Origin of the sequence: Streptomyces sp. RKAG293 (genome assembly GCF_023701745.1) — a bacterium.
GTDB lineage: Bacteria > Actinomycetota > Actinomycetes > Streptomycetales > Streptomycetaceae > Actinacidiphila.
Genome location: NZ_JAJOZB010000001.1, coordinates 2,208,096 through 2,234,916, shown reverse-complemented (window position 1 = coordinate 2,234,916; position 26,821 = coordinate 2,208,096). Strand labels below are relative to the sequence as shown.

Below are 26,821 nucleotides of genomic sequence, written 5' to 3'. Positions count from 1 at the left end.
GATTGCTCCAGCCCCCCGGCCGCACCATCATCAGCGGGACAGCACCCGACGATCAGGGGGCACGGATGGGGCACATCACTCGCAGGACCTTCGCCGTGGGCGCCATCGGCACCGTCGGCGCGGTGGCCGCGGCAGCCGCCACCGGGACACCCGCGGCGGCGGCCGCCAGGGTCCGGAACGCGGAACGGGAGCATCCCGCCCGCCAGTTCCGCGGCATGTGGATCGCGACCGTCGCCAACACGGACTGGCCCTCCGCGCCCGGTCTGCCGGCGGCGGAGCAGCGGCGGGAACTGCTCGATCTGCTGGACACCGCCGTCGAGCGCCGCCTCAACGCGGTGATCCTCCAGGTCCGGCCCACCGCGGACGCGCTGTGGGCGTCGCCGTACGAGCCGTGGTCGCAGTACCTCAGCGGGACCCAGGGCCAGGACCCCGGCTGGGACCCGCTCGGCACGGCCGTGCGCGAGGCGCACCGGCGCGGCCTGGAGCTGCACGCCTGGTTCAACCCGTACCGCATCGCCAACAACACCGACCCGAACCTGCTCACCCCGACCCACCCGGCCCGGCTGCACCCCGAGTGGGTCGTCCCGTACGGCGGGAAGCTGTACTACAACCCGGGGCTGCCGGAGGTGCGGCGGTTCGTCCAGGACGCGATGCTCGACGCCGTGCGGCGCTATCCGGTCGACGCGGTGCACTGGGACGACTACTTCTATCCGTACCCGGTGGCGGGGCAGGTCTTCGACGACGATGCCGCGTACGCCGCCTTCGGTTCCGGGTTCCCGGACCGGGCCGCCTGGCGGCGCGACAACACCGACCGGCTGGTGCGGGAGACCGCCGTGCGCATCCAGCGGATCCGGCCGCGGACCCGCTTCGGGATCAGCCCCTTCGGGGTGTGGCGCAACCGGGCGACCGACCCGCTCGGCTCGGACACCACGGCGGGCGTCCAGACCTACGACGATCTGCACGCCGACACCCGCGGGTGGGTGAAGAAGGGGTGGATCGACTACATCGTTCCGCAGGTGTACTGGAACATCGGGTTCCCGGCCGCCGACTACGCCCGGCTCGTCCCCTGGTGGGCGGACGTGGTCTCCGGCACGGACGTCGAGCTGTACGTGGGCGAGGCGCTGTACAAGGTGGGCGTCGCCGGGCAGCCCGCGGCCTGGCAGGATCCCGCCGAGCTCTCCCGCCACCTCACCTTCGACCGCGACTTCCCGCAGGTGCGCGGCAACGTCTTCTTCTCGTCGACCCAGGTGGTGGCCGACCCGCTCGGAGCGATGAGCCGCGTCGTGGCCGACCACTACGGAGGCTGCGCGCACCCGCCGCACTGAGGCGGCGGGACCCCTGGTCCGCCAACCCCGTTCCTGTGCGCGGCGGTTGCCGCGGGTCCTCCGGCGGATATTCGTTCGATCAAGGGGTGCGCGCCTGTTAGCGTCATGGTGTGGCGAAACTCAATCAGATCATCGCGGTCGAGAAGGGCGTCAAGTCCAAGTCCCATCAGGAACTGACCGCTTCCCATCACGACCTGCAGAAGCCCGTTCTGCTCTCCGGGCTCTCCCGGACCTACCAGCCGAAGGACGAGGAGGGCGAACAGCTGCCCCCCGAGTCGACCCGGGTCCAGATCAAGGCCGAGGACGTGCTGCGGACGACCACGGTCACCCTCACCCGGCTCTTCGACGTCACCGCCACCAAGGACTGGGCGAACTGCGAGGCCCGCGCCGACGTGACGGTCGACGGCCGCGCCCTGGTGCGGGAAGTGCCGGTGTCCTACCTGCTGTTCCTGGAGAAGCAGCTGGTGGACCTGCACACCTTCATCCGCAAGCTGCCGGTGCTCGACGCCTCGGAGTCGTGGAACCTCGACCCGTCGAGCGACGCGTGGAAGACCGAGCCCGTACGCACCATCCGTACGAAGAAGGTGCCGCGCAACCACGTCAAGGCCGAGGCGACGGAGAAGCACCCCGCCCAGGTCGACGTGTACTACGAGGACGTGCCGGTCGGTTACTGGACGACCGTCAAGTTCTCCGGCGCCCTTCCGGCCCGGCGGGTCAACGAGCTGCTCGAGCGGGTGGAGAAGCTGCAGAACGCGGTCAAGTTCGCCCGCGAGGAGGCCAACAGCGCGGAAGTCACCGACCAGCGGGTCGGCGACGCCGTACTGGGGTACCTTTTCGGACCGTAGGCGACCACACCACAACAGACCCCCTCCGCCTGTGTGCGGAGGGTGCGCGAGGAGCGCAAAGCTCAGCCTGAAGCTTGTCGTGACGACGTGGTTCCAGTGGGGGTTCGAGTCCCTCTCCCGGCACTACCGGCCGGGGTAGCCCAACTGGCAGAGGCAGACCGCGATCAATCTCAGACTCTTGCTCCAGACTCAGCATTCGCCGCCGATCGCCGGATCCCCCGGGTGCGGGCTTGGTCGTCAGGTGCCGGTTCGAATCCGGTCCGCCGCTCTCCTTCCTGCGGCGGTAGTTCAATGGCAGAACAAGACGACGTGAAACTGATCCGCACCCCATCGCGCCGGCGTGTGCATATGGGTGGCATCAACAGGGGCCCGGGAGCTGGACACGCTCTCGGGCCCCGCTCCATGTCCGGGGGTGGTCCTCAACCCCTCAGCCGGTGACGGCCCGTCGAGCGGTACACGGGCTACGGCCGGAACCGCTGGGTACGGTGAACGGGCGCGGGTACGCGTCGGGCAGGACCGTGCGGGGAAACGTGGTTCCGTACTCCGGGAGGCGAAGGTGCTGGACATCCGGCGGGTGACGCGGGCGGCGGACGTGATCGACGCGGAGACCCTCTTCGACGGGCCGGCCCGTCCGGAGTGGGCGGCGCGGTTCCTCGCCGAGCCGGGCCATCATCTGCTGGTGGCCTACCGGGGAGTGGAGCCGGCCGGGTTCGTCAGCGGGGTGGAGATGACCCACCCGGACAAGGGGACCGAGATGTTCCTCTACGAGCTCGGGGTGGCCGAGGGGCACCGGCGGCACGGCCTCGGCCGCGCCCTGGTCACCGGCCTGGCCGCGCTCGCCCGCGAGCGCGGCTGCTACGGGATGTGGGTGCTCACCGACCGCGACAACCCCGCCGCCCTGGCCACCTACCGCTCCACCGGGGCGGACACCGACGAGGCCACCGCCCTGCTGTCGTGGACCTTCACCACCGACAGCGTCCCGGAGCCGTAGCGGTCCGCCGCCCGATCCGCCCCGCCGCCTGCCGCCGCCCGGTCCGCCGCCCGTCCCGCTGCCCGGTGCCCGCCCGGCGGCGTGGCCCGGGCGTCCGGGGGACTCGGCTAGCCTGAGGGCACAATGAACCGTTTGACGACGTCATCGGGTGCGTACGACCTCACCCGCTTCCCCGAGGACCCCCGCGACAGGCTCCGTGCCTGGGACGCCGCCGACGAGTACCTGCTGCGGCACCTGGACGGCATCGCCCCGGACGGCGGCGAGCCGCGGCCCGTCGACCTCTCCGGCACCGTCGTCGTGGTGGGCGACCGGTGGGGCGCACTGGTCACCGCGCTCGCCGCGCACCGCCCCGTGCAGATCACCGACTCCTTCCTCGCCCAGCAGGCGACCCGGGCGAACCTGGCGCGCAGCGGGGCCGAGCCCGGCGCGGTACGGCTGCTTTCGGCCATGGACCCCGTCCCGGACCGCATCGACGTCCTGCTGGTCCGGGTGCCCAAGAGCCTCGCGCTCCTGGAGGACCAGCTGCACCGGCTCGCACCGCGGCTGCACGCGGGCACCGTCGTCGTCGGCACGGGCATGGTCACCGAGATCCACACCTCGACGCTCACCCTGTTCGAAGAGCTCATCGGCCCGACCAGGACGTCGCTGGCCGCCAGGAAGGCCCGGCTGATCTTCAGTACGCCGGACCCCGCGCCGGTCCGCACCGACAGCCCGTGGCCGCGTACGTACGAACTGCCCGCCGACGTCGGCGCGGCCTCCGGTCTGGCCGTCACCAACCACGCGGGCATCTTCTGCGCCGAACGCCTCGACATCGGCACCCGGTTCTTCCTGCGGAACCTCCCGCAGCGCCACGGCCCCGAGCGCGTCGTCGACCTGGGCTGCGGCAACGGCGTGGTCGGAACGGCCGCGGCGCTGGCCAACCCCGCCGCCGACGTGACGTTCATCGACGAGTCCTTCTCCGCGGTGGCCTCGGCCGAGGCCACCTTCCGGGCCAACGCCGGACCGGACGCCAAGGCCGCGTTCCTGGTCGACGACGGCCTCTCGTCCGTCCCCGCCGGCTCGGTGGACCTGGTGCTGAACAACCCGCCGTTCCACAGCCACCAGGCGACGACCGACACCACGGCCTGGAACATGTTCACCGGATCGCGCGAAGCGCTGCGCGCCGGGGGCGAGTTGTGGGTGATCGGCAACCGGCACCTCGGGTACCACGTGAAGCTGCGCAAGCTCTTCGGCACCTGCGAGGTCGTCGCGAGCGACCCGAAGTTCGTCATCCTGCGAGCGGTGAAACGCTGATCACGGCCTGACGCGGCCGCTCAGCGGGCCGCCGCGTCCCGGAGGGCGTCGATCAGGCCCAGCAGGGCGGGCTGCGCCGGCGAGGTCTCGCGTACCGCGGCGTAGATCGCCCGGACCGGCTCCGGTCCGCGGACCTTGCGCACGACGATGCCGGGATGATGGCGGTTGCCCAGTCCGAGCGTCGGCATCAGACCGACTCCGAGGCCGGCCGCGATGAATCCCTGCGCCGTGGCGTAGTCCTCGCTCTCGACCACGAAGTCCGGGCTGAAGCCGGCCGCGGCGCAGGCGTCGACGACGGTTTCGAGGCAGGGGCCCGCGGGCCATTCGTTGCCGACCCAGGGCTCGTCGGCGAGGTCGGTCAGATCCAGTACCTTCTTCGCCGCGAGCCGGTGCCCCTTGGGCAGTACGGCGCGGTACGGGTCGTCGAGCAGGTGCACGAGGCGGATGCCCGCGCTGGACCGGTCGCGCGGGTGGACCACGATCGCCAGATCGGCCCGGCCCTGCTGCACCTCGGGCAGGGGGTCGTCGGGGTCGATCAGCTTGAGGTCGATCCGTACGCCCGGATGTTCGTCGCGCAGCCGCGCCAGCGCGGGCGCGACCAGCGTCGCGCCCGCCGTGGCGAAGTAGCGGACGGACAGCTGCCCGGTGCGGCCGGCCCGGAGGTCGGCCAGCGCCGTCTCCGCCTCGGCGACGTTCCTGCTGATCACGGCCGCGTGCTCGGTGAGCAGCAGTCCGGCCGCCGTCGGCCGGACACCCCGGCCGAAGCGTTCGAGCAGCGCCGTTCCCGCCTGCTTCTCCAGTGCCGCCACCTGCTGGCTGACGGCGGAGGGGGTGTACCCCAGATTCGCCGCCGCCGCGGTCACCGAACCACTGGTGACGACCGCCCGCAGTACCTGCATCCGTCTCACATCGAGCATGTAGGAGAGCTTAATGGTGCATGCAACTCTTTTCTCTTGTCCTGTCGTATCGACTCGGGGCACGGTGATCACCGGAGACGGAAAGCCGAACAGGGAGACAGCACGTGAGCAACGACGGCAGTGGTGGATCCGGCCCGATGGCGTTGGTGCGGATGGGTGTCCTCGCCCTGCTGTGGGGATCGACGTTCCTGTGGATCAAGCTGGCCCTGGACGGCCTGTCGCCCGCTCAAGTGACCTTCACCCGCTGCGCGCTGGGCTCCCTGGTGCTGCTGGTCCTGTGCTTCTCGACGCGCCGCCGGCTGCCCCGCGACCGCGCGACCTGGGGTCATGTCGTCGTGGCCGCCTTCTTCTGCAACGCCCTGCCGTTCGCGTTGTTCAGCGTCGGGGAGCAGACGGTCGACTCCGGCGTGGCCGGGGTCCTGAACGCCACCACCCCGCTGTGGTCCCTGCTGATCGGCCTCACCCTCGGCACGGAACGCCGGCTCCACCCCGCCCGGCTGGGCGGCCTCCTCCTCGGATTCGCGGGCACCCTGCTGATCTTCGCCCCGTGGGGCCAGGCCGGACTCGTCAGCTGGGGTTCCGCCGCCATCCTCGGGGCGGCGGCGAGCTACGCCGTCGCGTTCGCCTACATGGGGCGCCATCTCGTCGGGAAGGGCACCGCCACCATCGCGCTCTCCGCGTCCCAGCTCATCGCGGCGACGGGACTCAGCGCGCTGGCCCTGCCGATCGGCGGCCTGGCGCCCGTACACCCGGGTCCCGCGGCCCTGTCGGCCGTCGTCGTCCTGGGGATCTTCGCCACCGGCATCACCTTCCACCTCACCTACCGGCTCATCGCGGACGAGGGCGCCACCAACGCCGCCACCGTCGGATACCTGCTGCCGGTGGTCTCGGTGGCGCTGGGCGCGATCGTGCTCCACGAGCACGTCGGCCTCAGGACCGTCGCGGGCATGGCCGTGGTCCTCGTCGGCGTCGGCATGACCCGCAGGCCGGCGCGCACGCGCGATGGCGCGGGTGCGGGGGCGGACAGCCGGCTGTGCGAAGCGGCCGCTCAGTCCGTCCGTCGGTAGCCGGCCGGGCGGGGCGATCCTCCGGGGGCTTCGCCGTCCACCAGCAGGCGCAGGGCCTTGTCGAGCCGGGCCTGCCTGGTCTCCGGTGTGAGTGCCTGGAGGAGCGGCAAGATCGTCAGATAGCGCCCGGTCCTGTCGAGCGCCTCGAACGCCCTCCCCGCCGCCGGGTTCGCGTCGAGCGCCGCCGCGAGGTCGGGCGGCACGGCCGCCGTCCGCTGCGACGCGTAGGCCGCGGCCCACCGGCCGTCCTCCCGCGCCGCGAGCACCTCGGCCAGCCCGGGTTCCCGCATCCGCCCCGCCGCGGTCAGCATCTCGACCTTCTCCACGTTCACCCGCGACCACAGACTCCTCGGCCGGCGCGGCACGTACTTCTGCAGATAGTGCCGCTCGTCGAGAGAGCGCCGCTGCCCGGAGATCCAGCCGTAGCAGAGCCCGATGTCGACCAGCTCGTCGGAGGTGACGCTCGGGATGCCGGAGTTCTTCTTGGCCATCTTGATCCACACGCCCTCATGGCGCCCGAAGTGCCGGGCCAGCCAGCCCTCGAACGCCCCGCCGTCCGCGAAGGCGATGATCTCCACTCCGTCGAGCTCGTCCACGCGGCCAGGCTATCGCCGGGCGCTGCGTGGGGCCTGGAGTCCGGATCTTTGCATAAAGCTTCGGTGGAACGTATAGTCATGCCATTGACGAGGAGGGTTCGATGGCTTTGCGGGCAGCGGTGGCAGGGGCGAGTGGTTACGCGGGGGGTGAGATCCTGCGGCTGCTCCTGGGGCACCCGGAGATCGAGATCGGTGCGCTCACCGGCAACTCCAACGCGGGACAGCGACTGGGCGCACTGCAGCCGCATCTGCTGCCGCTGGCCGGACGCGTACTCGAGCCGACGTCGGCCGAGGTGCTGGCCGGGCATGACGTGGTCTTTCTCGCGCTGCCGCACGGACAGTCCGCGGCGGTGGCCGAGCAGCTCGGCGACGGTGTGCTGATCGTCGACTGCGGCGCCGACTTCCGGCTGCGCGATGCCGCGGACTGGGAGAAGTTCTACGGCTCCCCGCACGCCGGGACCTGGCCGTACGGGCTGCCCGAGCTGCCCGGGGCGCGGGTCGCGCTGCGGGGCTCGAAGCGCATCGCGGTGCCCGGCTGCTTCCCGACCAGTGTCTCGCTGGCGCTCTTCCCGGCGTACGCGGCCGGGCTCGCCGAGCCCGAGGCCGTGATCGTCGCCGCTTCCGGCACGTCCGGCGCGGGCAAGGCCCTGAAGCCGCACCTGCTCGGCAGCGAGGTCATGGGATCCGTCACCCCGTACGGCGTCGGGGGCGGGCACCGGCACACCCCCGAGATGATCCAGAACCTGTCGGCCGTGGCCGGGGAGCCGGTCGGCGTCTCGTTCACCCCGACCCTCGTACCGATGCCGCGCGGCATCCTCGCCACCTGCAGTGTGCGGGCGAAGGCGGGGGTCACCGCCGACGCGGTCCGCGCCGTGTACGAGAAGGCCTTCGCGGACGAGCCGTTCGTGTACCTGCTGCCCGAGGGGCAGTGGCCGTCGACCGGCGCCGTACTCGGTTCCAACGCCGTACAGCTGCAGGTCGCGTACGACGCGGCGGCCGGCCGCATCATCGCCATCAGCGCGATCGACAATCTGACGAAGGGCACCGCGGGCGGCGCGGTGCAGAGCATGAACGTGGCCCTCGGACTTCCCGAGGACATGGGACTTTCCACGACAGGAGTGGCACCGTGAGCGTCACGGCAGCACAGGGATTCACGGCCGCGGGCATCGCCGCCGGGATCAAGGACAGCGGCAACCCCGACCTGGCCCTCGTGGTCAACAACGGGCCGCGCCTGGCCGCCGCGGGTGTCTTCACCTCCAACCGTGTGAAGGCCGCGCCCGTCGTCTGGTCCGAGCAGGTCGTCAAGGGCGGACTGGTGTCCGCCGTCGTCCTCAACTCCGGTGGCGCGAACGCCTGCACGGGGCCGCTCGGCTTCCAGGACACGCACGCGACCGCTGAGAAGGTCGCGGAGGTCCTCGGCCAGAACGCGGGCGAGATCGCGGTCGCGTCGACCGGACTGATCGGGCTGCGCCTCCCGATGGACAAGCTGCTGCCGGGGATCGGGAAGGCCGCGGCCGAACTCTCCGCGCACGGCGGTGAGAAGGCCGCCATCGCGATCAAGACCACCGACTCGGTGCACAAGACGGCCGTCGTCGAGAAGGACGGCTGGACCGTCGGCGGGATGGCCAAGGGCGCGGGCATGCTCGCACCGGGCCTGGCCACCATGCTGGTGGTGCTCACCACCGACGCCGACCTGGACGCCGGCACCCTCGACACCGCGCTGCGCGCCGCCACCCGCACCACCTTCGACCGGGCCGACTCCGACGGCTGCATGTCGACCAACGACACCGTGCTGCTGCTCGCCTCCGGCGCCTCCGGCACCGTCCCCGCCTACGACGACTTCGCCGCCGCCGTCGAGCGGGTCTGCGCCGACCTGGCCCGTCAGCTGATCGGTGACGCCGAGGGCGCGTCCAAGGACATCAAGGTCGAGGTGATCAACGCCGCGACCGAGGACGACGCCGTCGAGGTGGGCCGCTCCATCGCCCGCAACAACCTCCTCAAGTGCGCCATCCACGGCGAGGACCCCAACTGGGGCCGGGTGCTGTCCGCGATCGGCACGACCGGCGCCGCCTTCGAGCCGGACCGGCTGAACGTGGCCATCAACGGCGTCTGGGTCTGCAAGGACGGCTCGGTCGGCGAGGACCGCGACCTGGTCGACATGCGGTACCGCGAGGTCGTCATCACCGCCGACCTGAACGCGGGCGGCGCCGCCGCCACCATCTGGACCAACGACCTGACGGCGGACTACGTGCACGAGAACAGCGCGTACAGCTCATGACCAACCCCACCGCGCGCAACCACACCGCGCTGCCCAAGGCCCGCATCCTCATCGAGGCACTGCCGTGGCTCACCCGCTTCAACGGCAAGACCGTCGTCATCAAGTTCGGCGGCAACGCCATGGTCGACGAGGAGCTGAAGGCGGCCTTCGCCCAGGACGTCGTCTTCCTGCGGCACGCCGGCCTCAAGCCCGTCGTCGTGCACGGCGGCGGCCCGCAGATCAGCGCGCAGCTCGACCGGCTCGGCATCGCGTCGTCCTTCACCGCGGGACTGCGGGTGACCACCCCCGAGACGATGGACGTCGTCCGGATGGTGCTCGCCGGCCAGGTCCAGCGGCAGCTGGTCGGACTGCTCAACGAGCACGGCCCGTTCGCCGTCGGGATGACCGGCGAGGACGCGCACACCATGACCGCCGTCAAACGGCACGCGGTCGTCGACGGGGAGCAGGTGGACATCGGCTTCGTCGGCGAGATCACCCATGTCGACCCGGGCGCGATCCAGGCGCTGCTGGACGACGGCCGGATCCCCGTCGTCTCGTCCATCGCCCGCGGCGAGGACGGCCATGTCTACAACATCAACGCGGACACCGCCGCCGCCGCGCTCGCCTCGGCGCTGGACGCCGAGGTGCTCGTGGTCCTCACCGACGTCGAGGGGCTGTACGCCGACTGGCCGTCCAGCGAGGACGTGATCAGTCAGCTCACCGCGAGCGAGCTGGAGAAACTGCTGCCCTCGCTGGCCAGTGGCATGGTGCCCAAGATGGAGGGCTGTCTGCACGCGGTGCGCAACGGCGTCGGCAGCGCACGGATCATCGACGGCCGGGTGCCGCACTCGATGCTCCTCGAGGTGTTCACGGACGACGGCATCGGCACGATGATCGTGCCGGACGGGCAGGGGGACGGGTCATGAGCAACGCGGAACTGACGCGGCGCTGGCAGGGCTCGCTGATGGACAACTACGGGACGCCGCGCGTCCCGCTGGTCCGCGGCGAGGGAGCGAAGTTCTGGGACGCCGACGGCAAGGTCTATCTCGACTTCGTCGGCGGTATCGCGGTCAACTCCCTCGGCACCGGCCATCCGGCCGTGGTCCGGGCGGTCTCCGAGCAGATCGGCACGCTCGGCCATGTGTCGAACCTCTTCATCGCCGAGCCCCCGGTGGCCGTCGCGGAACGGCTGCTGGAACTCTTCGGCCGGCCGGGCCGGGTCTTCTTCTCCAACTCCGGCGCGGAGGCGGTGGAAGCCGCCTTCAAGATCGGCCGGCTGACCGGCCGTACGCACATGGTCGCCACCTCCGGCGCCTTCCACGGCCGGACGATGGGCGCCCTCGCGCTCACCGGCCAGCCGAAGAAGCAGGAGGCCTTCCACCCGCTGCCCGGTGAGGTGACCCATGTGCCGTTCGGCGACGCGGACGCACTGCGCGCCGCCGTCACCACCGGCACCGCGCTGGTGATCATCGAGCCCATCCAGGGCGAGAACGGCGTCGTCGTACCGCCCGCCGGCTATCTGCGGGCGGCCCGGGAGATCACCGCCGCCACCGGCACCCTGCTGGTCCTGGACGAGGTGCAGACCGGCATCGGCCGGACCGGCCACTGGTTCGAGCACCAGGCGCACGGCGTCGAGCCCGATGTCGTCACCCTCGCCAAGGGTCTCGGCGGCGGTCTGCCGATCGGGGCGACGATCGCCTTCGGTGCGGCGGCCGACCTGCTGACACCGGGTCAGCACGGCACCACCTTCGGCGGGAACCCGGTCTCCTGCGCCGCCGCGCTCGCCGTACTGGACACCATCGCGGCCGACGGGATCCTCGGCAACGTGAAGCGGCAGGGCGACCGGCTGCGGCACGGGATCGAGGCGCTCGGGCACCCGCTGGTCGATCATGTGCGCGGTGCGGGGCTCCTGCTGGGTATCGTTCTCACGGAGCCGCTCGCACCACAGGTGCAGCAGGCGGCTCAGGACGCCGGACTCCTGGTGAACGCCGCCGTACCCGACACGGTACGGCTCGCTCCTCCGCTGATCCTCGGTGACGACGAGGTGGAGGTGTTCCTCCAGGCTCTGCCCGCCGTCCTCGACGCGGTGCACCGTGACCAACGATCCGGAGAAGGGCGACGATGACCGAGGCGCAGCACGGCCAGGCCGTACCGCAGACCCGCACCGCACGCCACCGGCGGATCGTGGACATCCTCAACCGGCAGCCGGTGCGGTCGCAGAGCCAGCTGGCGAAGATGCTCTCCGACGACGGGCTGAGCGTCACGCAGGCGACGCTCTCGCGGGACCTGGACGAACTGGGCGCGGTCAAGATCCGCAACTCCGGCGGTGAGCTGATCTACGCGGTGCCGTCCGAGGGCGGCTTCCGCACCCCGCAGGCGCCGCTGGGGGAGTCGGTCAAGGAGGAGCGGATGGCCCGGCTGGCCGGTGAGCTGCTCATCTCGGCGGAGGCGTCCGCCAACCTGGTCGTGCTGCGCACCCCGCCGGGCGCGGCCCAGTTCCTGGCCTCCGCGATCGACCAGGCCGAGGTGCACGACATCCTGGGCACCATCGCGGGTGACGACACCCTCATGCTGATCAGCCGCGACGCGGCGGGCGGCCAGGCGCTGGCCGACCACCTGCTCCGGCTCGCGGCGGGCGACCACCGGCAGAACTGAACGGCGCCGTACGACCTGGCCCGTTTCGCCGAAGCCACCCGGAAGGCCCCCGTTCGCGGGGGCCCTTCGGCGTTTCCGGGGCGGCGGAACCCGCCGGAAGGTCTTTTGACGAACCATGCAGAGCAATGCATACTTATGCCAGTCAGTGCGGTCGTCACCAGGCGACGATCCACGCGACACCTTCGAGGAGCAGCGGTGAGCAGCAACGGCGATGTCAGGCTCTGGGGCGGCCGGTTCGCGGACGGCCCGGCGGAGGCCCTGGCCAAGCTTTCGGCGTCGGTCCACTTCGACTGGCGGCTGGCCCCCTACGACATCGCCGGCTCCCGCGCCCACGCCCGCGCCCTGCACAAGGCCGGGCTGCTCACCGATGACGAGCTGGGGCGGATGCTGGCCGGGCTCGACCGGCTCGCGGCCGATGTCGAGGCGGGCACCATCACCGGCACCATCGCCGACGAGGACGTGCACACCGCGCTGGAGCGCGGCCTGCTGGAGCGGATCGGCGCGGACCTGGGCGGCAAGCTGCGGGCCGGCCGGTCCCGCAACGACCAGATCGCCACCCTCTTCCGGATGTATCTGCGCGACCACGCGCGGATCATCGGCGGCCTGATCGCCGAGCTGCAGGAGGCGCTGGTCGGTCTCGCCGAGACGCACGCGGACGTCGCCATGCCGGGCCGTACGCATCTGCAGCACGCCCAGCCGGTGCTCTTCGCCCACCACGTCCTGGCGCATGTGCAGGCGCTGAGCCGGGACGCCGAGCGGCTGCGGCAGTGGGACGACCGGACGGCCGTCTCCCCGTACGGCTCCGGCGCGCTCGCGGGCTCCTCGCTCGGTCTCGACCCGGTGGCGGTCGCCGCCGAACTCGGCTTCGAGCGCGGCTCGGTGGCCAACTCCATCGACGGCACGGCCTCGCGCGACTTCGTCGCGGAGTTCGCGTTCATCACCGCGATGATCGGGATCGACCTGTCGAGGATCGCCGAGGAGATCATCATCTGGAACACGAAGGAGTTCTCCTTCGTCACCCTCCACGACGCCTTCTCCACCGGCTCGTCGATCATGCCGCAGAAGAAGAACCCGGACATCGCCGAGCTGGCGCGCGGCAAGTCCGGCCGGCTCATCGGCAATCTGACCGGTCTGCTGGCGACGCTGAAGGCCCTGCCGCTCGCGTACAACCGCGATCTGCAGGAGGACAAGGAGCCGGTCTTCGACTCCTGCGACACCCTTGAGGTCCTGCTGCCGGCCTTCACCGGCATGATGGCCACCCTCACGGTCAACACCGCGCGGATGGAGGAACTGGCGCCGGCCGGCTTCTCCCTCGCCACCGACATCGCCGAGTGGCTGGTCAAGCAGGGCGTCCCGTTCCGGGTCGCGCACGAGGTCGCGGGGGAGTGCGTCAAGGTCTGCGAGGCGGACGGCATCGAGCTGGACGGGCTGACGGACGAACAGTTCGCCAAGATCTCACCCCATCTGACGCCCGAGGTCCGCACCGTTCTCAACGTCAAGGGCGCGCTCGCCTCCCGTGACGGGCGGGGCGGCACGGCGCCGGTCCGGGTGGCCGAGCAACTGGCCGAGGTCAAGCAGGACGTGGCCGTACAGCTGGCCTGGGCGCTGGCCGAACGCTGACACCGGGCGGAGCGCCGGGCCGCCACGGTCCGGCGCTCCGCCTGTTCTGCGGGCTTAATATGAGACACGAGTGTCTCATGCGCGCTATATTCGTCTCATGAGTTTCGATCGTGAACAGGTGCTGCGCGACGCCGCGGCCCTGCTGAGCCGCCGGGCGACCGCGTCCATGGACGAGATCGCCAAGGCGGCCGGAATCAGCCGCGCCACCCTCCACCGGCACTTCCCCGGCCGCGACGCCCTCGTCCGGGCCCTCGGCCTGCTCGGGATCGCGCAGATGGACGAGCGGCTGGACGCCGCCCGCATAGAGGAGGGCGACCCGGTCGAAGCGGTCCGCCGGCTGATCGACGAGGCCATGCCCGTCTCCGGCTTCCTGGCCTTCCTCTACGGCGAGAACCAGCTGTACGACCTGCCGGAGGTCAACGAGGGCTGGGCGCGGGTGGACGAGCGGGTCAGCGCGCTGTTCCGGCGCGGCCAGGAGCAGGGGCTGTTCCGGTACGACCTGGCACCGACCTGGCTGGGCGAGGCGCTGTACGCCCTGATCGCGGCCTCGGCCTGGTGCGTCCAGGATGGACGTATGGCACGGAACGATTCCGCCCGTATGGTCTCCGAGCTGATGCTCGGCGGGATGCTGCGGAGCGCGTCATGACCCGTGACGCCCTGCACAAGCCCACCGCCCCCGTGCCCCCGACGCCCCCGCACCCCTCCCGCTGGCTCGCGCTCGGCATCCTGACGCTGGCGCTGCTGCTCGTCGCCGTCGACGCGACGGTGCTCGGGCTGGCGATGCCGTTCCTGACCGAGGACCTGGAGCCGTCCTCGACGCAGGTGCTGTGGATCGGCGACATCTACTCCTTCGTCATCGCCGGGCTGCTGGTCTCGATGGGCAGCCTCGGTGACCGCGTCGGCCGCAAGAAGCTGCTGCTCATCGGCTCCGCCGCGTTCGGCGGGCTGTCGGTGCTGGCCGCGTACGCGCACACCCCCGAGATGCTCATCCTCGCCCGCGCCCTGATGGGCGTGGCCGGCGCCACCCTCATGCCGTCCACCCTCGCGCTGATCCGCAACCTCTTCACCGACCCGCGCGAGCGCAGCTTCGCGATCGGTGTGTGGGGCGCGGCCTCGACGGCCGGCGCCGCCGTGGGGCCGGTCGTCGGCGGCATCCTGCTGGAGCACTTCTGGTGGGGTTCGGTCTTCCTGATCAACCTGCCGGTCATGGCGGTGCTGCTGGTCGTCGGCTACAAACTGCTGCCGGAGTCCAAGAACCCCGACCCGGGCCCCTGGGACCTGGTCAGCGTCGCGCTGTCGCTCGTCGGCATGTTCGGTGTCGTGTACGCCATCAAGGAGATCGCGGCGCACGGGGCGAAGCCCGCCGCCTTCGTCGCGGGCGCGGTGGGTATGGCCTGCCTCTACGCCTTCGTCCGGCGGCAGTACACGCTGCCCGCACCGCTGCTGGACATGCGGCTGTTCCGCAACCGGGGCTTCTCCGCCTCGGTGCTGGCCGATCTGCTCACCGTGCTGGGCCTGTCCGGGCTGATCTTCTTCCTGTCGCAGTTCCTGCAGATGGTGCAGGGGCGCTCGCCGCTGGAGGCGGGTCTCGCCGAACTTCCGGCCATGGTCGGCGCGGTGGGGGCCGGGCTGTGCGCGGGCATGGCCGCCCGCCGGTTCTCCGTGCGGCTGGTCGTCGCGGGCGGGCTGGGCGCCAGCGGTCTGGCGCTGGCCGGACTGTTCGGGCTCACCCCGGACACGGGCTACCCGCTGCTCTTCGCCGTGCTGCTGATCGTCGGTGTGGGCGCGGGCTTCTCGTTCACCGTCACCGCCGACGTGATCCTCTCCAGCGTCCCCGAGGAGGAGGCCGGTGCCTCGGCGGCGGTGTCCGAGACGGCCTACGAACTCGGCGCGGCCCTCGGCATCGCGCTGCTCGGCTCCATCGTCACCGGCGTCTACTCCAACCTGACGCTGCCCGCCGGGCTGTCGGCGGACGGCGCGGCGCAGGCCAAGGACTCCCTGGCGGGCGCCGTCGAGGTGGCGGGCACACTGCCCGGCGAGAGCGCGGAGACGCTGCTCACGGCGGCACAGGCCTCGTTCACCGACGGGCTGCGCATCGCGGCCCTGGTCGGCGCGGTCGTGCTGCTCGGCGCGTCCGTGTGGGCCTGGCGGATGCTGCGCCACACCAAGCTGGAGACGGCCCGCTCCGCCCACCACTGAGGGGCGGGGCGGGGCGCCTCGGCGCCGTGGGTCAGGCGGCCTTGGCCTTGGTGGCGTACATGTCGACGTACTCCTGGCCCGACAGCCGCATGACGTCGCTCATCACCTCGTCGGTGATGGCCCGCAGCACATAGCGGTCGCGGTCCATGCCCTCGTAGCGGGAGAAGTCGAGGGGCGCGCCGAAGCGGATGGTCACCCGGTGGATGCGCGGCAGCTTCTTGCCGGCCGGCTGGACGCGCTCGGTGCCGATCAGCGCGCAGGGCACGACGACCGCGCCGGTCATCAGGGCGAGCCGGGCGACACCCGTACGGCCCCGGTACAGCCGGCCGTCGGGGGAGCGGGTGCCCTCCGGGTGGATGCCGAAGATCTGGCCGTCCTCCAGCACCCGGCGGCCGGTCATCAGCGCCGCCGCGCCGCCGCGGGCGCCGTCCCGGTCCACCGGGATCATGCCGACGGTGGTGAAGAACGCGGCCTTCGCGCGGCCCTTGATGCCGCGGCCGGTCACGTACTCGTCCTTGCCGAGGAAGAAGACCGGGCGCGGGGCCACCAGGGTCATGAACGGTGAGTCCGAGAAGGCCAGGTGGTTGCCCGCCAGGATGACGGGTCCGGTCGCGGGGATGTTCTCTATTCCCTCGACACGCGGGCGGTACAGCACGCGGAGGAGCGGTACGAGCAGCGTATTGATCAGGAAACGGAACAACGGGCCCTCCGGGCAGGGGATCGGTGGATCGCAGACCAGGGGCGCACGCCCACTGGCGCACACCCCCTACAGATGAGGACGATACTTCCGTTCGCCTGGTCAGCGCACGTCGGGTTCACACACTTGCTACGCAGTGTTGACGTACGTTCCGCGCATGTTTCGCCTGTCGTGGCTCGTACGAAAGATGTACGCGCCTACGATGCGCGGGTCGACCGGCAGGTGCCGCACGGGCGTTCGGCCGCAGTCACCGGAGACAGGGGAGAGCTCATGACGCACGACCAGCAGGGATCAGGACCGGCCCGCCGGGCCGTCCTCGGCGCGGCGGCGGCCCTGGGCGCAGGTGGTGCGGTGTTCGCCCTGCCGGGGACGGCGGCCGCTTCGGATACGCCGGCCACGGACACGGCGGCCCGCCATGGCGGACACGGCTCGTCCAAGCTGCCGGTGCCGACCGTCATCGGGCACCGCGGCTCCAGCGGCTACCGCCCCGAGCACACCTTCGGCTCCTACCAGTACGCCCTGGACATCGGCGCGGACGTCATCGAGCAGGACCTCGTGCCCACCAAGGACGGCCATCTGGTCTGCCGGCACGAGCCCGAGATCGGCGGCACCACGGACGTCTCGAAGCACCCCGAGTTCGCGAGCCGCAGGACCACCAAGACCATCGACGGCACCGCCACCACCGGCTGGTTCACCGAGGACTTCACCCTCGCCGAGCTGAAGACGCTGCGCGCCGTGGAGCGACTGCCGGCCAACCGGCAGCGCAACACCCTCTACGACGGCCGCTGGGAGATCCCCACCTTCGAGGAGGTGCTCCAGTGGGCCGAGGAGCAGGGCCGCAAGCGGGGCCGTCCGGTGTGGCTGCACACCGAGACCAAGCACCCCACGTACTTCCGCAAGCTCGGCCTCGGCCTGGAGGAGCGGCTGGCCAGGCTGCTGCGCCGCTACGGCCGTGACCGCAAGGACTCCCCGCAGTTCCTGGAGTCCTTCGAGTCGAGCAGCCTGCAGCGGCTGGGCGCGCTCGGTATCGCCGCCCCCAAGATCTTCCTGCTCTCCGACCTCACCTCCCGCCCGTACGACTTCGTCGAGGCGGGCGACCCGCGCACCGTCGCCGACCTCGTCACCCCCGCGGGACTGCGGTGGATCGCGCACTTCGCCCGGGGCATCGGGCCGACGCTGCTGCTGATCATTCCCGTCGACGCCACCGGAAAGCTCGGCACCCCGACCACGCTGGTGCGCGACGCGCACGCCGCCGGGCTGATCCTGCACCCGTACACGATGCGCAACGAGAACACCTTCCTGCCCGCCGACTTCCGCCGGGGCACCGACCCGAACGCCTACGGTGACGCCTTCGGCGCGTTCAAGAAGTACTTCGAGCAGGGCATCGACGGGATCTTCTCCGACAACGCCGACACCGCGCTCCTCGCCCGCCAGGACTTCCTGAAGTCCTGATCGGGCCCTTCGGGCGGATGATCCACTCTGACGGGTGAAGACGGCCGCGTCCGGCAACCGCCGGGCGCGGCCGCGTCGTCCCGGCGATCATGACGATGTCGCTGCGCGAGGACGAACTGACCCGGTTGCGCCCCCTGATCGCCGCCGAGGCGGCCGCCGAAGAGGTGCCCGGCGGCATCGAGGCCGCCGACCTCGAACAGGCGGTCTGGCTGAGGATGCTCGAACTGGCCGTACCGCCGGCCGATCCCGCCCGCTGGCTCCGCGCCGCGGTACGGCGCGAGGTGCGCGAGGCCGCCCGCCGGGTCCGCCGTGAGCTCCGGTACACCCCGGGCCGCGACCCGGCGGCCGACCGCGGGCCGTCCGTCGAGGAACAGGTGCTCGGTGCCGAACAGCGGGCGGCCGTGCACGCCGCCGTCCAGCGGCTGCCGGGACGCTGCCCGCAGGTGGTTGGTGCGCTGATGTCCCGTTCCGACCCCACATACCAGGAAATCTCCCGGGAGTTGGGAATCTCACAGGGCAGTATCGGCCCATTGCGCTCACGCTGTCTCGGCTGCCTGCGCTCGATCCTGAAATCTGGGGTTGCATCCCCGGTAAGACGGGGTAAGGCACGGTAAACAGTCGGCGACAAGGCGTTCCTGGCGCGTTCGAGCGCGGCCGGATGCGGGTATTGCGAGGCATCTACCGCGCCGGGGCGTTTGTGCGATCATCAGCGCCACGGAGACGGCGCACACCCGTACCAACTCCGGTCAGGCACACGTCCCGGGCGCGCATCACACCCTCATCAGCCCGGGCGGACTCGAAGGGGAGGCCTGCGCACATGGGCATGAGCGTGACCATCTCTACGGCGGATCCAAACGACGCCGAGAAGATCCTCAAACTCCAGTACCTCTGCTATCAGAGCGAGGCGGAGCTCTACGGCGACTACACCATAGAACCGCTCACCCAGACCTTCGAGGCGCTGCGCGCCGAGCTGGCTGAGGGGTGCGTCCTGGTCGCCCGGCTCGGCGACGAGGTCGTCGGCTCGGTACGCGGAGTCGTCGACGTCGACGGCACCGCGCGGATCGCCAAGTTGATCGTCCATCCCCGTATGCAGCGGCACGGCCTCGGCGGCCGGCTGCTGCACGCCGTCGAGGAGCGGCTGTCCGCCGAGAGCGAGGCGAAGCGGTACCGGCTGTACACCGGGCACCGCAGCGACCTGAACCTGCGGCTCTACCGCAAGCTGGGGTACGAGCAGGTGGGCGACGCCGAGCCGATCACCCGGCGGCTGAGCCTGGTGACCATGGAGAAGGACGCGCCGCCGCAGACGTTCGCCGCCAGCGCCTGACCGGTTTCCGTCACGGCTGTTGTGGCCGCGCCGACCTGCGCAGCCACAACAGCCCGGCGACGGGCAGCAGCATCGGCAGGAAGAGATAGCCGATCCCGAAGTCCGACCACACGGTCGCGTCGGGGAACGCGGACGGGTCCACGAGGGTGAAGGTGCCCACCGCGAGCACGCCGGCCAGTTCGGCCGAGCAGCACACCAGCGCCACCCTGCGGGCCGCCTCGCCGCCGCGCCACAGCGCGACGGTGATCACCGCGTAGACGAGCCCGGCGACCGCCGACAGCACGTACGCGAGCGGCGCGTCATGGAACTTCGTGATCATCTGCACCAGCGAGCGCGACACCGCCGCGACGGTGAACACCCCGTAGAGCGAGAGCAGCAGCCGCCCGGGACCCCGGCCGATCCGCCCGGCCCCGGCCCCGTCCTCGTGTGCGGCCGGTGCCCCGGATGCCTCGTGTGCGGGCTCAGACACTGCCGCCGCCTCCCCAGATGTCGAAAAGCCGTACTTCGAGCACGGCGAGGATCACTCCGCCCGCGGCGACGATCGCCGATCCCCAGCGGGTGCGTTCGGTCAGCGACATGAAGGCGGCCGCCGGGATCGTGCAGGCGGCGCCGACCAGGTAGGAGACGAAGATCAACGTTCCCTGGTCCGGCTTCTCGCCGCGCGAGAGCTTCACCAGGGCGATCACCAGCTGAACCAGCGCGAGCACCGTGACCACGGCCATGCCGATGAAGTGCCAGTCCTTGGTCGGCTGGTCGCGGAAGGCGGCGAAGCCGCACCACGCCGCGAGCAGCAGCGCCGCGACCGAGACCGTGATGGTGACTGCGTCGAGCATGCCGCGACTCTATTACGGGTCAAATGGGCCGGGTCCGGCGGGATCCAGGAGCCCCCACGAGCCCGGCGTAGGGTGGCCGGATATGAAGATCACCACGCAGGCTCTGCTGTTCGACAACGACGGGACGCTCGTCTCCTCCATGGACTCGGTGGTCCGCTGCTGGAGCCGCTGGGCGCGGGAGGAGCGGGTGACGGCCGAGGCGTTCGCGGCGGTGCAACTGCACGGCCGGACCGCGGTGGCCATCATCCGGGACCTGCTGCCCGAGGAGCGGGTCGCGGCGGCGGTGCGCCGGATCGAGGAGCTGGAGCTGGCCGACGCCGACGGCGTGGTGGTCCTGCCCGGCACCCTCGCGCTGCTCGGCTCGCTGCCGGCCGGCCGCTGGGCGGTCGTCACCTCCGCCACCGGCCGGCTGGGCGCCGCCCGGCTTGCCGCTGCCGCGATCGACCCGCCCCTGCTGATCAGCGCCGACGACGTGACGCACGGCAAGCCGGACCCGGAGCCCTTCCTGCTGGCGGCCCGGAAACTGGGGGTGCGCCCGGAGGACTGCACCGTCTTCGAGGACGCTCCCGCCGGGCTCACCGCGGGCCGCGCCGCCGGGATGCGGACCGTGGCCTTGGCCACAACCCACGCTGCCGTGGAGCTGGACGCCGATGTGGTGGTCCCGGACCTGTCCGCGGTATCGGTGCAGGTCACGGACGCGGGCCTGGAGATCACCACCGCTGGATGAGCGGTTGTCCGCATAGTGAACGACCTGCCCGGAATGCGGGACGCGACCGGCAGGTCTGCTTTACTGGATCTCATGACCACGACGAACAGCCGCTGCCGCGCGACCGAGGCGACCACGCCCGGTGTTCGTTGTATGTGTCGAATGTGTGACTAGCCGAGGCCCAAGGCCCGCGTCACAACTTCCAGCAGCCTCTTCTTGCCGCTGATCCCCGCTTGGCCCCTGACGGGCCGATCCGTGCCGCGATCCGAGAAGAATGCCCCCTGTGCGGCGCTATGTCTGCCGCGCACTCGACAGTGACGGATACCCCTGTGATCACCACCACGGACCTGAGAAAGGTCTACCACTCGCGTGACCGCGAGATCACCGCCCTGGACGGCGTCGATCTGCATGTCCGCGAGGGCGAGGTCTACGGCGTCGTCGGACAGAGCGGCGCCGGCAAGTCCACCCTCATCCGCTGCGTCAACCTCCTCGAGCGCCCCACTTCCGGCACCGTCGAGGTCGCCGGGCAGGACCTGACCGCGCTCGGCGGCCGGACCGACCGGGCGGGTGCCGCGCTGCGCGCCGCCCGCAGCGGCATCGGCATGGTCTTCCAGCACTTCAACCTGCTCGCCTCGCGCACTGTGCAGGGCAACGTCGAGCTGCCGCTGGAGATCCTCGGCGTCTCCGGCAAGGAGCGCTCCCGCAAGGCCCTCGAACTCCTGGACCTGGTCGGCCTCGCCGACAAGGCCCGCGCCTACCCCGCGCAGCTGTCCGGCGGCCAGAAGCAGCGCGTCGGCATCGCCCGTGCACTGGCCGGCGACCCCAAGGTGCTGCTCTCCGACGAGGCCACCTCGGCGCTCGACCCGGAGACCACCCGCTCCATCCTCCAGCTGCTGCGCGACCTCAACCAGCAGCTGGGGCTGACCGTTCTGCTCATCACGCACGAGATGGACGTCGTCAAGGCGATCTGCGACTCGGCCGCGCTGATGAAGAACGGCCGGGTCGTGGAGGCCGGCACCGTCGCCGAGCTGCTCGCCACCCCCGGCTCCGAGCTCGCGCACGAGCTGTTCCCGGTCGGCGGCGAACCGTCGGGACCCGACCGCACCGTCATCGACCTCACCTTCCACGGCGAGAGCGCGACCGAGCCGGTCATCTCCCAGCTGGCGCGCACCTACAACGTGGACGTGTCGATCCTGGGCGCGGCCATGGAGACCATCGCCGGCCGGCAGATCGGCCGGATGCGCATCGAACTGCCCGGTCCCTTCGAGGACAACGTCGTACCGATCGGCTTCCTGCGCGAGCAGGGCATCCAGGTCGAGGTGGCACGGACCGCCGCCGCCGCACGCGTGAAGGAGACCGTGAAATGACCTGGGCCGAAATACAGCCGCTGCTCACGACGGCCTGTTGGGAAACCCTCTACATGGTGGGCTGGTCCACCGTGATCACGGCCGCGGTCGGCCTGCCGCTGGGCGTGCTCCTGGTTCTCACGAGCCGGGGCGGCCTGCTGCAGAACGTGGTGCTGAACAAGGTCATCGGCGTCGTCGTGAACATCACGCGGTCGCTGCCGTTCATCATCCTGATGGTCGCGCTGATCCCCTTCACCCGCTGGCTCGTCGGCGCGGCGTTCGGGCTCAACGCCGCGGTCGTCATGCTGTCCGTCGGCGCGATCCCGTTCTTCGCGCGGCTGGTGGAGACCTCGATCCGCGAGGTCGACCCCGGACTCGTCGAGGCGGTCCACGCGATGGGCGGCAACACCCGCACCGTGGTCGTCAAGGCGCTGCTGCCCGAGTCGCTGCCGTCGCTGGTCTCCGGCCTCACCACCACCGTCATCGCCCTCGTCGGCTACTCGGCGATGGCCGGCACGATCTCCGCCGGCGGCCTGGGCAACCTCGCGTGGACCTACGGCTACCAGCGCTTCGAGAACAAGGTCATGGTCGCCACGATCGTGCTGCTGATCGCGCTGGTCACCGCCGTCCAGCTGGCCGGCGACCTGACCGCCCGGGCGCTGGCCCGGCGCGGCGCCCGCACCTCCGGCGCCCCCGGGCTCCGCCTGCTGCGCGCCGCCCGCGTCGCGGAGACCACCGAGACCTCCTGACCCGCCGGGCTTCCCTCCGGCTCGTACCATCCACTGAGAAAGAGGCACTTTTCGTGCGTAACACCACCAAGATCACCACTGCTGTGCTGGCCGCCGGAGCCCTCGCTCTGGGCCTGAGCGCCTGCGCCTCCAACCCGACCCAGAAGGACGGCGAGAACGACGCGCTGGTCGTCGCCGCGAGCCCCGTGCCGCACGCCGACATCCTGAAGTTCGTCAAGGACAACCTGGCGGAGAAGGCCGGACTGAAGCTCGAGGTGAAGGAGTTCGACGACTACGTCATACCGAACACCGCCACCGAGAACGGCGAGGTCGGCGCCAACTTCTTCCAGCACAAGCCGTACCTCGACGACTTCAACGCCAAGAACAAGACGCACATCGTCCCGGTCGTGAACGTCGAGCTCGAACCGCTCGGCCTCTACCCGGGCAAGGCGAAGACGCTCGCCGACATCAAGGCCGGCGACACCATCGCCGTGCCCAGCGACACGACCAACCAGGGCCGCGCGCTGCAGCTGATCGCCTCCAAGGGCCTGATCACGCTCAAGCCCGGTGTCGGCGCCAACGCCAGCCTCCAGGACATCGCCGACAGCAAGGGCCTGAAGTTCAAGGACGCGAAGGCGGAGCTGCTGCCCAGCCAGCTGCCCGACGTGGCCGCCGCCGTCATCAACGGCAATGTGGCGCTCGGCGCCAAGCTCGACCCGGCCAAGGGCACGCTCGCCCTGGAGAAGGCCGAGGGCAACCCCTACGCCAACTTCCTGGCGGTCAAGGACGGCAAGCAGAACGACCCGCGGGTCGTGAAGCTCGTCAAGCTGCTCAACTCCGACGAGGTCCGGAAGTTCATCGAGACCAAGTACCACGGCTCGGTCATCCCGGCGTTCGGCAAGCCCGCCGCCTGACACCCGCGCCCCCGCACCCCGGCCGCCCGACCAGGCGGCCGGGGTGCGCCGCGTCGCAGCCCGTTACCTGCGCCGCACCCAGTACACGTCCGTCATGTACGGCATCTCGATGTCGCCGCCGCGCCGGGTCGGCTCGTGCGCCCCGAGCAGCGACTCCAGATCGGCCCGCACCCGCTCCTGCTCGGCCGCGTCCAGCACCGCGATGTGGCTGGACGACATCATCCGCTCGACGACGTCCTCGACGGTCGTCGAATGCGGGTTGGGCCAGTGCCGCTCGTGCACCCGGCCCCAGCCCGGCCGCCCCTCGAAGGACCTGCGCCACCGGTTGTCCGGATCCCCGATGCCGGACGCCAGCGGCGGGCTCGGCAGATCGCGCGGCGCCAGCCGGAAGAAGATGTCCTGGAAGTCGCGCACCCACGGCACCGACGTGTCGTACGTGTTCCACACCAGGGCGAGCGCGCCGCCCGGCCGCAGCAGCCGCTCCACCTCGTCGAGCGCGTCCGTCTCCTGGAACCAGTGCCAGGACTGCGCCGCCACGACCGCGTCCGCGCAGCCGTCCGGCAGCCCCGTCGCCTCCGCCGTGCCCGCCGTCACCACCACACCGGGCAGCAGCGCGGCCAGCCGTTCGCGCATCTCCGGCACCGGCTCCACGGCCAGCACCTCGGCCCCGGTCAGCGCCAGCAGCCGGGTGAACTTGCCTGTGCCCGCTCCGAGATCGACCGCCGTCCGCCCCGCCTGCAGCGGCAGGGCGTCCGCCAGCGCGGCGAGCGCGGCCATGGGGTACGAGGGGCGGGAGCGCTCGTACAAACCCGCGGCCCGCTGGGATCCGACTCCTGCTGCGTGGTGCAATGTCACGCGGCCAGACGCTAGCAGGGTCGGATGGCGACGGCCGATACCCGCCCCGGCCGTCATACGGCCTACCCTGGAAGGGCGTTCGCGGATCACCCCTCCCGCGAACCGTTCTGCGAGCCCGCTCTGCGAATGTCGCGGCCGATGCTGCATGCTGTGCTCTCCACACATGCCCTGGTTACGGAGCAGCGAATGACCTCCACCTTTCCGGACATCTCCATCAGTACGGAGCGGCTGGTGCTGCGCCCCTACGAGGAAGCCGACATCCCCGCCCTCGCGGAGATGATGAACGATGAGCTGGTCACCGCCTGGACCTCCGTCGCCCAGCCGTACACCGAGGACGACGCCCGCGCCTTCGCCACCCGGATCGCCCCCGCGGAACGCACCGAGGGCCGCGGCATCGTCTTCGCCGTCACCGAGTTCCTCACCCAGCGGCTGGTCGGCACCGTCCATCTGCAGAACACCGACTGGCGCATCCGCAGCAGTGAGATCGGCTACATGACCGCTCCCTGGGCGCGCGGTGAGGGCTACGCCTCCGAGTCGGTGCTCGCCGTCACCCAGTGGCTCTTCGACGACCAGAAGTTCGAGCGCCTCGAACTGCGGATCGCCGCCGACAACACCGCCTCCCAGCAGGTCGCCCAGAAGATCGGCTGCATCAGCGAGGGCGTGCTGCGCAACGCCGGCATAGTGCGCAGCCGGCCGGAGGAGGACCCGGGCGGCCGGTGGGCGGAGATCAGGACCGACCTGATCGTGTGGAGCCTGCTCCCGGAGGACCTGGACGTACCGCACGGCCGGGGCTCGGGGGACGAGGGGTACGTCGCCTTCGCCGACTGGGAGTAACGACCCTGCAGGTGCCGTCGGTGCCGTCGTCCGGTCAAGATCGGGCCCCGGGGTACTGTGCTTCCCCGGGGGAGCGCGCCACGCCCGGACACCGACCGCGACCACGCCCAGGAGACTGACGACATGGCCGACCGGGTCACCGTGATCGGGTGGGACGGCTCGCCGCCGTCCGACGCCGCGCTGTCGGCGCTCGCCGCGGCCACGCTGGTGGCCGGGAACCGCCGTCATCTGGACCTGCCGTACGTACCGGCGGCCGCCGAGCGGATCGTGCTCGGCAGCATCGAACTGGCCGCCCGCCGGATCGCCAAGCACCGGGGCACCGCGGTGGTACTGGCCGACGGCGACCCGGGCTTCTTCGGCGTCGTGCGCGCCCTGCGCGATCCGGAGCACGGCCTGGAGATCGAGGTCGTCCCCGGCGTCTCCTCCGTCGCACGGGCCTTCGCGCTGGCCGGCATGCCGTGGGAGGACGCCCGCGTCGTCGTCGCGCACAGCCGCTCGCTGCGCCGCGCGGTCAACGTGTGCCGTGCCTACCCCAAGGTCGCCGTGCTGACCGCGCCCGGCGCGGGCCCCGCCGAACTCGCCCTGCTGCTCGACGGCGTACACCGCACCTTCGTCATCTGCGAGGCGCTGGGCACCGAACAGGAGCAGGTCAGCGTCCTCACCTCGGACAAGGTCGCCGACCACATCTGGCGCGATCCCAACGTCGTCCTGGTCGTCGGCGGGATCACCTCCGCCGATCCGGCGGTCGCGGGCCGCAGCGGCTGGATCGCCGGCCGCGACCCGGGGTTCCCCGGCGCGGTGCGCGGCTGGGCCCTGCCGTCCTCGGAGTACGGCGGCGACGGCTCGCACCAGCTGCGGGCGCTCCAACTCGCCCGGCTGGGACCCCGCACCGGCGACCTGGTCTGGGACATCGGCTCCGCGGACGGGGCGTTCGCCGTGGAGGCCGCCCGGTTCGGCGCGGCCGTGATCGCGGTGGACCGGGACGAGGACGCCTGCGACTGGATCACCGCTGCCGGCCGGCGCTTCGGCGTCCAGCTCCAGGTCGTGCACGGCACCGCGCCGCAGGCGCTGGAGGACCTCCCCGAGCCGGACGTCATCCGGATCGGCGGGGGAGACGCCGAAGTCGTCACGGCGTGCGCCGCCCGGCGCCCGGAGCGCATCGTCGCGAGCGCGGGCAACCGGGACGAGGCGGAGGCGGTCAGCCGGGCCCTGGAGGAGGGCGGCTACGACGTCGAACGCGCCCTGCTGCAGACCGTCGAACTGGATTCCGGCTGGGCGGAACGCGAACGCCTCGTCACCTTCGCCCTCTGCGGCCACCGCAGGTGACAGCGGGCCCGCCGGCCCGCCCGCACTGTGGACCCTTGGAC

Annotated in this window: 28 protein-coding genes; 22 read left to right on the top strand and 6 right to left on the bottom strand. The window is 71.3% G+C overall.

Going from position 1 to position 26,821, the window contains the following annotated elements; genetic code table 11:
• Positions 1–65 precede the first annotated feature (65 nt).
• The 4 genes from LNW72_RS09800 (at position 66) to LNW72_RS09785 (ending at position 4,454) form a co-directional block, all read left to right on the top strand.
• A complete protein-coding gene (locus LNW72_RS09800; protein ID WP_250975051.1) occupies positions 66–1,325 on the top strand; it encodes a family 10 glycosylhydrolase in 1,260 nt (419 codons plus the stop codon).
• Positions 1,326–1,435: 110 nt separating this feature from the next.
• Positions 1,436–2,170: a hypothetical protein gene (locus LNW72_RS09795; protein ID WP_250975050.1), complete on the top strand. Its 735-nt coding sequence runs from the start codon at positions 1,436–1,438 to the stop codon at positions 2,168–2,170.
• 559 nt (positions 2,171–2,729) lie between these two features.
• Positions 2,730–3,161, top strand: a complete 432-nt coding sequence (locus LNW72_RS09790; RefSeq protein WP_250980081.1) for a GNAT family N-acetyltransferase — start codon at positions 2,730–2,732, stop codon at positions 3,159–3,161.
• 123 nt (positions 3,162–3,284) lie between these two features.
• On the top strand, positions 3,285–4,454 hold the full coding sequence (locus LNW72_RS09785) for a methyltransferase (protein ID WP_250975049.1): 1,170 nt from the start codon (positions 3,285–3,287) through the stop codon (positions 4,452–4,454).
• 20 nt (positions 4,455–4,474) lie between these two features.
• Here LNW72_RS09785 and LNW72_RS09780 read toward each other — a convergent pair whose 3' ends face one another.
• The gene (locus LNW72_RS09780) at positions 4,475–5,371 is read right to left on the bottom strand and encodes a LysR family transcriptional regulator (RefSeq protein ID WP_250975048.1); all 897 of its coding nucleotides are present in this window, start codon (positions 5,369–5,371) and stop codon (positions 4,475–4,477) included.
• A gap of 152 nt (positions 5,372–5,523) precedes the next feature.
• Here LNW72_RS09780 and LNW72_RS09775 point away from each other — a divergent pair, with 152 nt between their 5' ends.
• Complete coding sequence (locus LNW72_RS09775; protein ID WP_250980080.1) at positions 5,524–6,438, top strand: DMT family transporter; 915 nt, start codon at positions 5,524–5,526, stop codon at positions 6,436–6,438.
• On the opposite strand, the gene LNW72_RS09770 is transcribed toward LNW72_RS09775, so the two are convergent.
• The gene (locus LNW72_RS09770; protein ID WP_250975047.1) at positions 6,420–7,034 is read right to left on the bottom strand and encodes a YdeI family protein; all 615 of its coding nucleotides are present in this window, start codon (positions 7,032–7,034) and stop codon (positions 6,420–6,422) included. The two genes, LNW72_RS09775 and LNW72_RS09770, sit on opposite strands and share 19 nt — an antisense overlap.
• A 101-nt stretch (positions 7,035–7,135) precedes the next feature.
• On the opposite strand from LNW72_RS09770, the gene argC reads away from it, so the two are divergent.
• From argC to LNW72_RS09730, 8 genes are all read left to right on the top strand, one after another.
• Entirely contained in the window at positions 7,136–8,164 is a 1,029-nt protein-coding gene (gene argC / locus LNW72_RS09765) for an N-acetyl-gamma-glutamyl-phosphate reductase (RefSeq protein WP_250975046.1), read from the top strand.
• A complete protein-coding gene (gene argJ / locus LNW72_RS09760) occupies positions 8,161–9,312 on the top strand; it encodes a bifunctional glutamate N-acetyltransferase/amino-acid acetyltransferase ArgJ (protein WP_250975045.1) in 1,152 nt (383 codons plus the stop codon). Before argC ends, argJ begins: the two co-directional genes overlap by 4 nt.
• Complete coding sequence (gene argB, locus LNW72_RS09755; protein WP_250975044.1) at positions 9,309–10,217, top strand: acetylglutamate kinase; 909 nt, start codon at positions 9,309–9,311, stop codon at positions 10,215–10,217. The genes argJ and argB overlap by 4 nt, the downstream gene beginning before the upstream one ends.
• Positions 10,214–11,416 carry an acetylornithine transaminase gene (locus LNW72_RS09750; protein ID WP_250975043.1) on the top strand — a complete coding sequence of 401 codons (1,203 nt, stop codon included), beginning with the start codon at positions 10,214–10,216 and terminating at the stop codon, positions 11,414–11,416. The genes argB and LNW72_RS09750 overlap by 4 nt, the downstream gene beginning before the upstream one ends.
• A complete protein-coding gene (locus tag LNW72_RS09745) occupies positions 11,413–11,946 on the top strand; it encodes an arginine repressor (RefSeq protein ID WP_138352687.1) in 534 nt (177 codons plus the stop codon). The genes LNW72_RS09750 and LNW72_RS09745 overlap by 4 nt, the downstream gene beginning before the upstream one ends.
• 195 nt (positions 11,947–12,141) lie before the next feature.
• The gene (argH, locus tag LNW72_RS09740) at positions 12,142–13,566 is read left to right on the top strand and encodes an argininosuccinate lyase (RefSeq protein WP_250975042.1); all 1,425 of its coding nucleotides are present in this window, start codon (positions 12,142–12,144) and stop codon (positions 13,564–13,566) included.
• Positions 13,567–13,663: 97 nt separating this feature from the next.
• On the top strand, positions 13,664–14,212 hold the full coding sequence (locus tag LNW72_RS09735) for a TetR/AcrR family transcriptional regulator (protein ID WP_250975041.1): 549 nt from the start codon (positions 13,664–13,666) through the stop codon (positions 14,210–14,212).
• Positions 14,209–15,765: an MFS transporter gene (locus LNW72_RS09730; protein ID WP_250975040.1), complete on the top strand. Its 1,557-nt coding sequence runs from the start codon at positions 14,209–14,211 to the stop codon at positions 15,763–15,765. The genes LNW72_RS09735 and LNW72_RS09730 overlap by 4 nt, the downstream gene beginning before the upstream one ends.
• 31 nt (positions 15,766–15,796) lie before the next feature.
• On the opposite strand, the gene LNW72_RS09725 is transcribed toward LNW72_RS09730, so the two are convergent.
• Entirely contained in the window at positions 15,797–16,465 is a 669-nt protein-coding gene (locus LNW72_RS09725; protein ID WP_250975039.1) for a lysophospholipid acyltransferase family protein, read from the bottom strand.
• Between the two features lie 267 nt (positions 16,466–16,732).
• Between LNW72_RS09725 and LNW72_RS09720 the strand changes: the two genes are divergently transcribed.
• The 3 genes from LNW72_RS09720 (at position 16,733) to LNW72_RS09710 (ending at position 19,238) form a co-directional block, all read left to right on the top strand.
• Complete coding sequence (locus tag LNW72_RS09720; protein WP_250975038.1) at positions 16,733–17,914, top strand: glycerophosphodiester phosphodiesterase; 1,182 nt, start codon at positions 16,733–16,735, stop codon at positions 17,912–17,914.
• A gap of 89 nt (positions 17,915–18,003) precedes the next feature.
• Entirely contained in the window at positions 18,004–18,528 is a 525-nt protein-coding gene (locus LNW72_RS09715) for a sigma-70 family RNA polymerase sigma factor (RefSeq protein ID WP_250975037.1), read from the top strand.
• Positions 18,529–18,731: 203 nt separating this feature from the next.
• Positions 18,732–19,238: a GNAT family N-acetyltransferase gene (locus tag LNW72_RS09710; protein WP_250975036.1), complete on the top strand. Its 507-nt coding sequence runs from the start codon at positions 18,732–18,734 to the stop codon at positions 19,236–19,238.
• A 10-nt stretch (positions 19,239–19,248) separates the two neighbouring features.
• On the opposite strand, the gene LNW72_RS09705 is transcribed toward LNW72_RS09710, so the two are convergent.
• Positions 19,249–19,707, bottom strand: a complete 459-nt coding sequence (locus tag LNW72_RS09705; protein ID WP_374117195.1) for a hypothetical protein — start codon at positions 19,705–19,707, stop codon at positions 19,249–19,251.
• The gene (locus LNW72_RS09700) at positions 19,700–20,071 is read right to left on the bottom strand and encodes a hypothetical protein (protein WP_250975035.1); all 372 of its coding nucleotides are present in this window, start codon (positions 20,069–20,071) and stop codon (positions 19,700–19,702) included. Before LNW72_RS09700 ends, LNW72_RS09705 begins: the two co-directional genes overlap by 8 nt.
• Positions 20,072–20,153: 82 nt before the next feature.
• Between LNW72_RS09700 and LNW72_RS09695 the strand changes: the two genes are divergently transcribed.
• From LNW72_RS09695 to LNW72_RS09680, 4 genes are all read left to right on the top strand, one after another.
• Positions 20,154–20,798: an HAD-IA family hydrolase gene (locus LNW72_RS09695; protein ID WP_250975034.1), complete on the top strand. Its 645-nt coding sequence runs from the start codon at positions 20,154–20,156 to the stop codon at positions 20,796–20,798.
• Between the two features lie 272 nt (positions 20,799–21,070).
• The gene (locus tag LNW72_RS09690) at positions 21,071–22,144 is read left to right on the top strand and encodes a methionine ABC transporter ATP-binding protein (protein ID WP_285369462.1); all 1,074 of its coding nucleotides are present in this window, start codon (positions 21,071–21,073) and stop codon (positions 22,142–22,144) included.
• Positions 22,141–22,872 carry a methionine ABC transporter permease gene (locus tag LNW72_RS09685; RefSeq protein ID WP_250975032.1) on the top strand — a complete coding sequence of 244 codons (732 nt, stop codon included), beginning with the start codon at positions 22,141–22,143 and terminating at the stop codon, positions 22,870–22,872. The genes LNW72_RS09690 and LNW72_RS09685 overlap by 4 nt, the downstream gene beginning before the upstream one ends.
• A gap of 53 nt (positions 22,873–22,925) precedes the next feature.
• The gene (locus LNW72_RS09680; protein WP_250975031.1) at positions 22,926–23,765 is read left to right on the top strand and encodes a MetQ/NlpA family ABC transporter substrate-binding protein; all 840 of its coding nucleotides are present in this window, start codon (positions 22,926–22,928) and stop codon (positions 23,763–23,765) included.
• Positions 23,766–23,828: 63 nt separating this feature from the next.
• Here the strand turns inward: LNW72_RS09680 and LNW72_RS09675 are convergent, their stop codons facing one another.
• The gene (locus tag LNW72_RS09675; RefSeq protein WP_187144809.1) at positions 23,829–24,620 is read right to left on the bottom strand and encodes a class I SAM-dependent methyltransferase; all 792 of its coding nucleotides are present in this window, start codon (positions 24,618–24,620) and stop codon (positions 23,829–23,831) included.
• Between the two features lie 186 nt (positions 24,621–24,806).
• Between LNW72_RS09675 and LNW72_RS09670 the strand changes: the two genes are divergently transcribed.
• Positions 24,807–25,454 carry a GNAT family N-acetyltransferase gene (locus LNW72_RS09670; RefSeq protein WP_250975030.1) on the top strand — a complete coding sequence of 216 codons (648 nt, stop codon included), beginning with the start codon at positions 24,807–24,809 and terminating at the stop codon, positions 25,452–25,454.
• Positions 25,455–25,577: 123 nt separating this feature from the next.
• Positions 25,578–26,780, top strand: a complete 1,203-nt coding sequence (gene cbiE / locus LNW72_RS09665) for a precorrin-6y C5,15-methyltransferase (decarboxylating) subunit CbiE (protein ID WP_250975029.1) — start codon at positions 25,578–25,580, stop codon at positions 26,778–26,780.
• Positions 26,781–26,821: the final 41 nt, after the last annotated feature.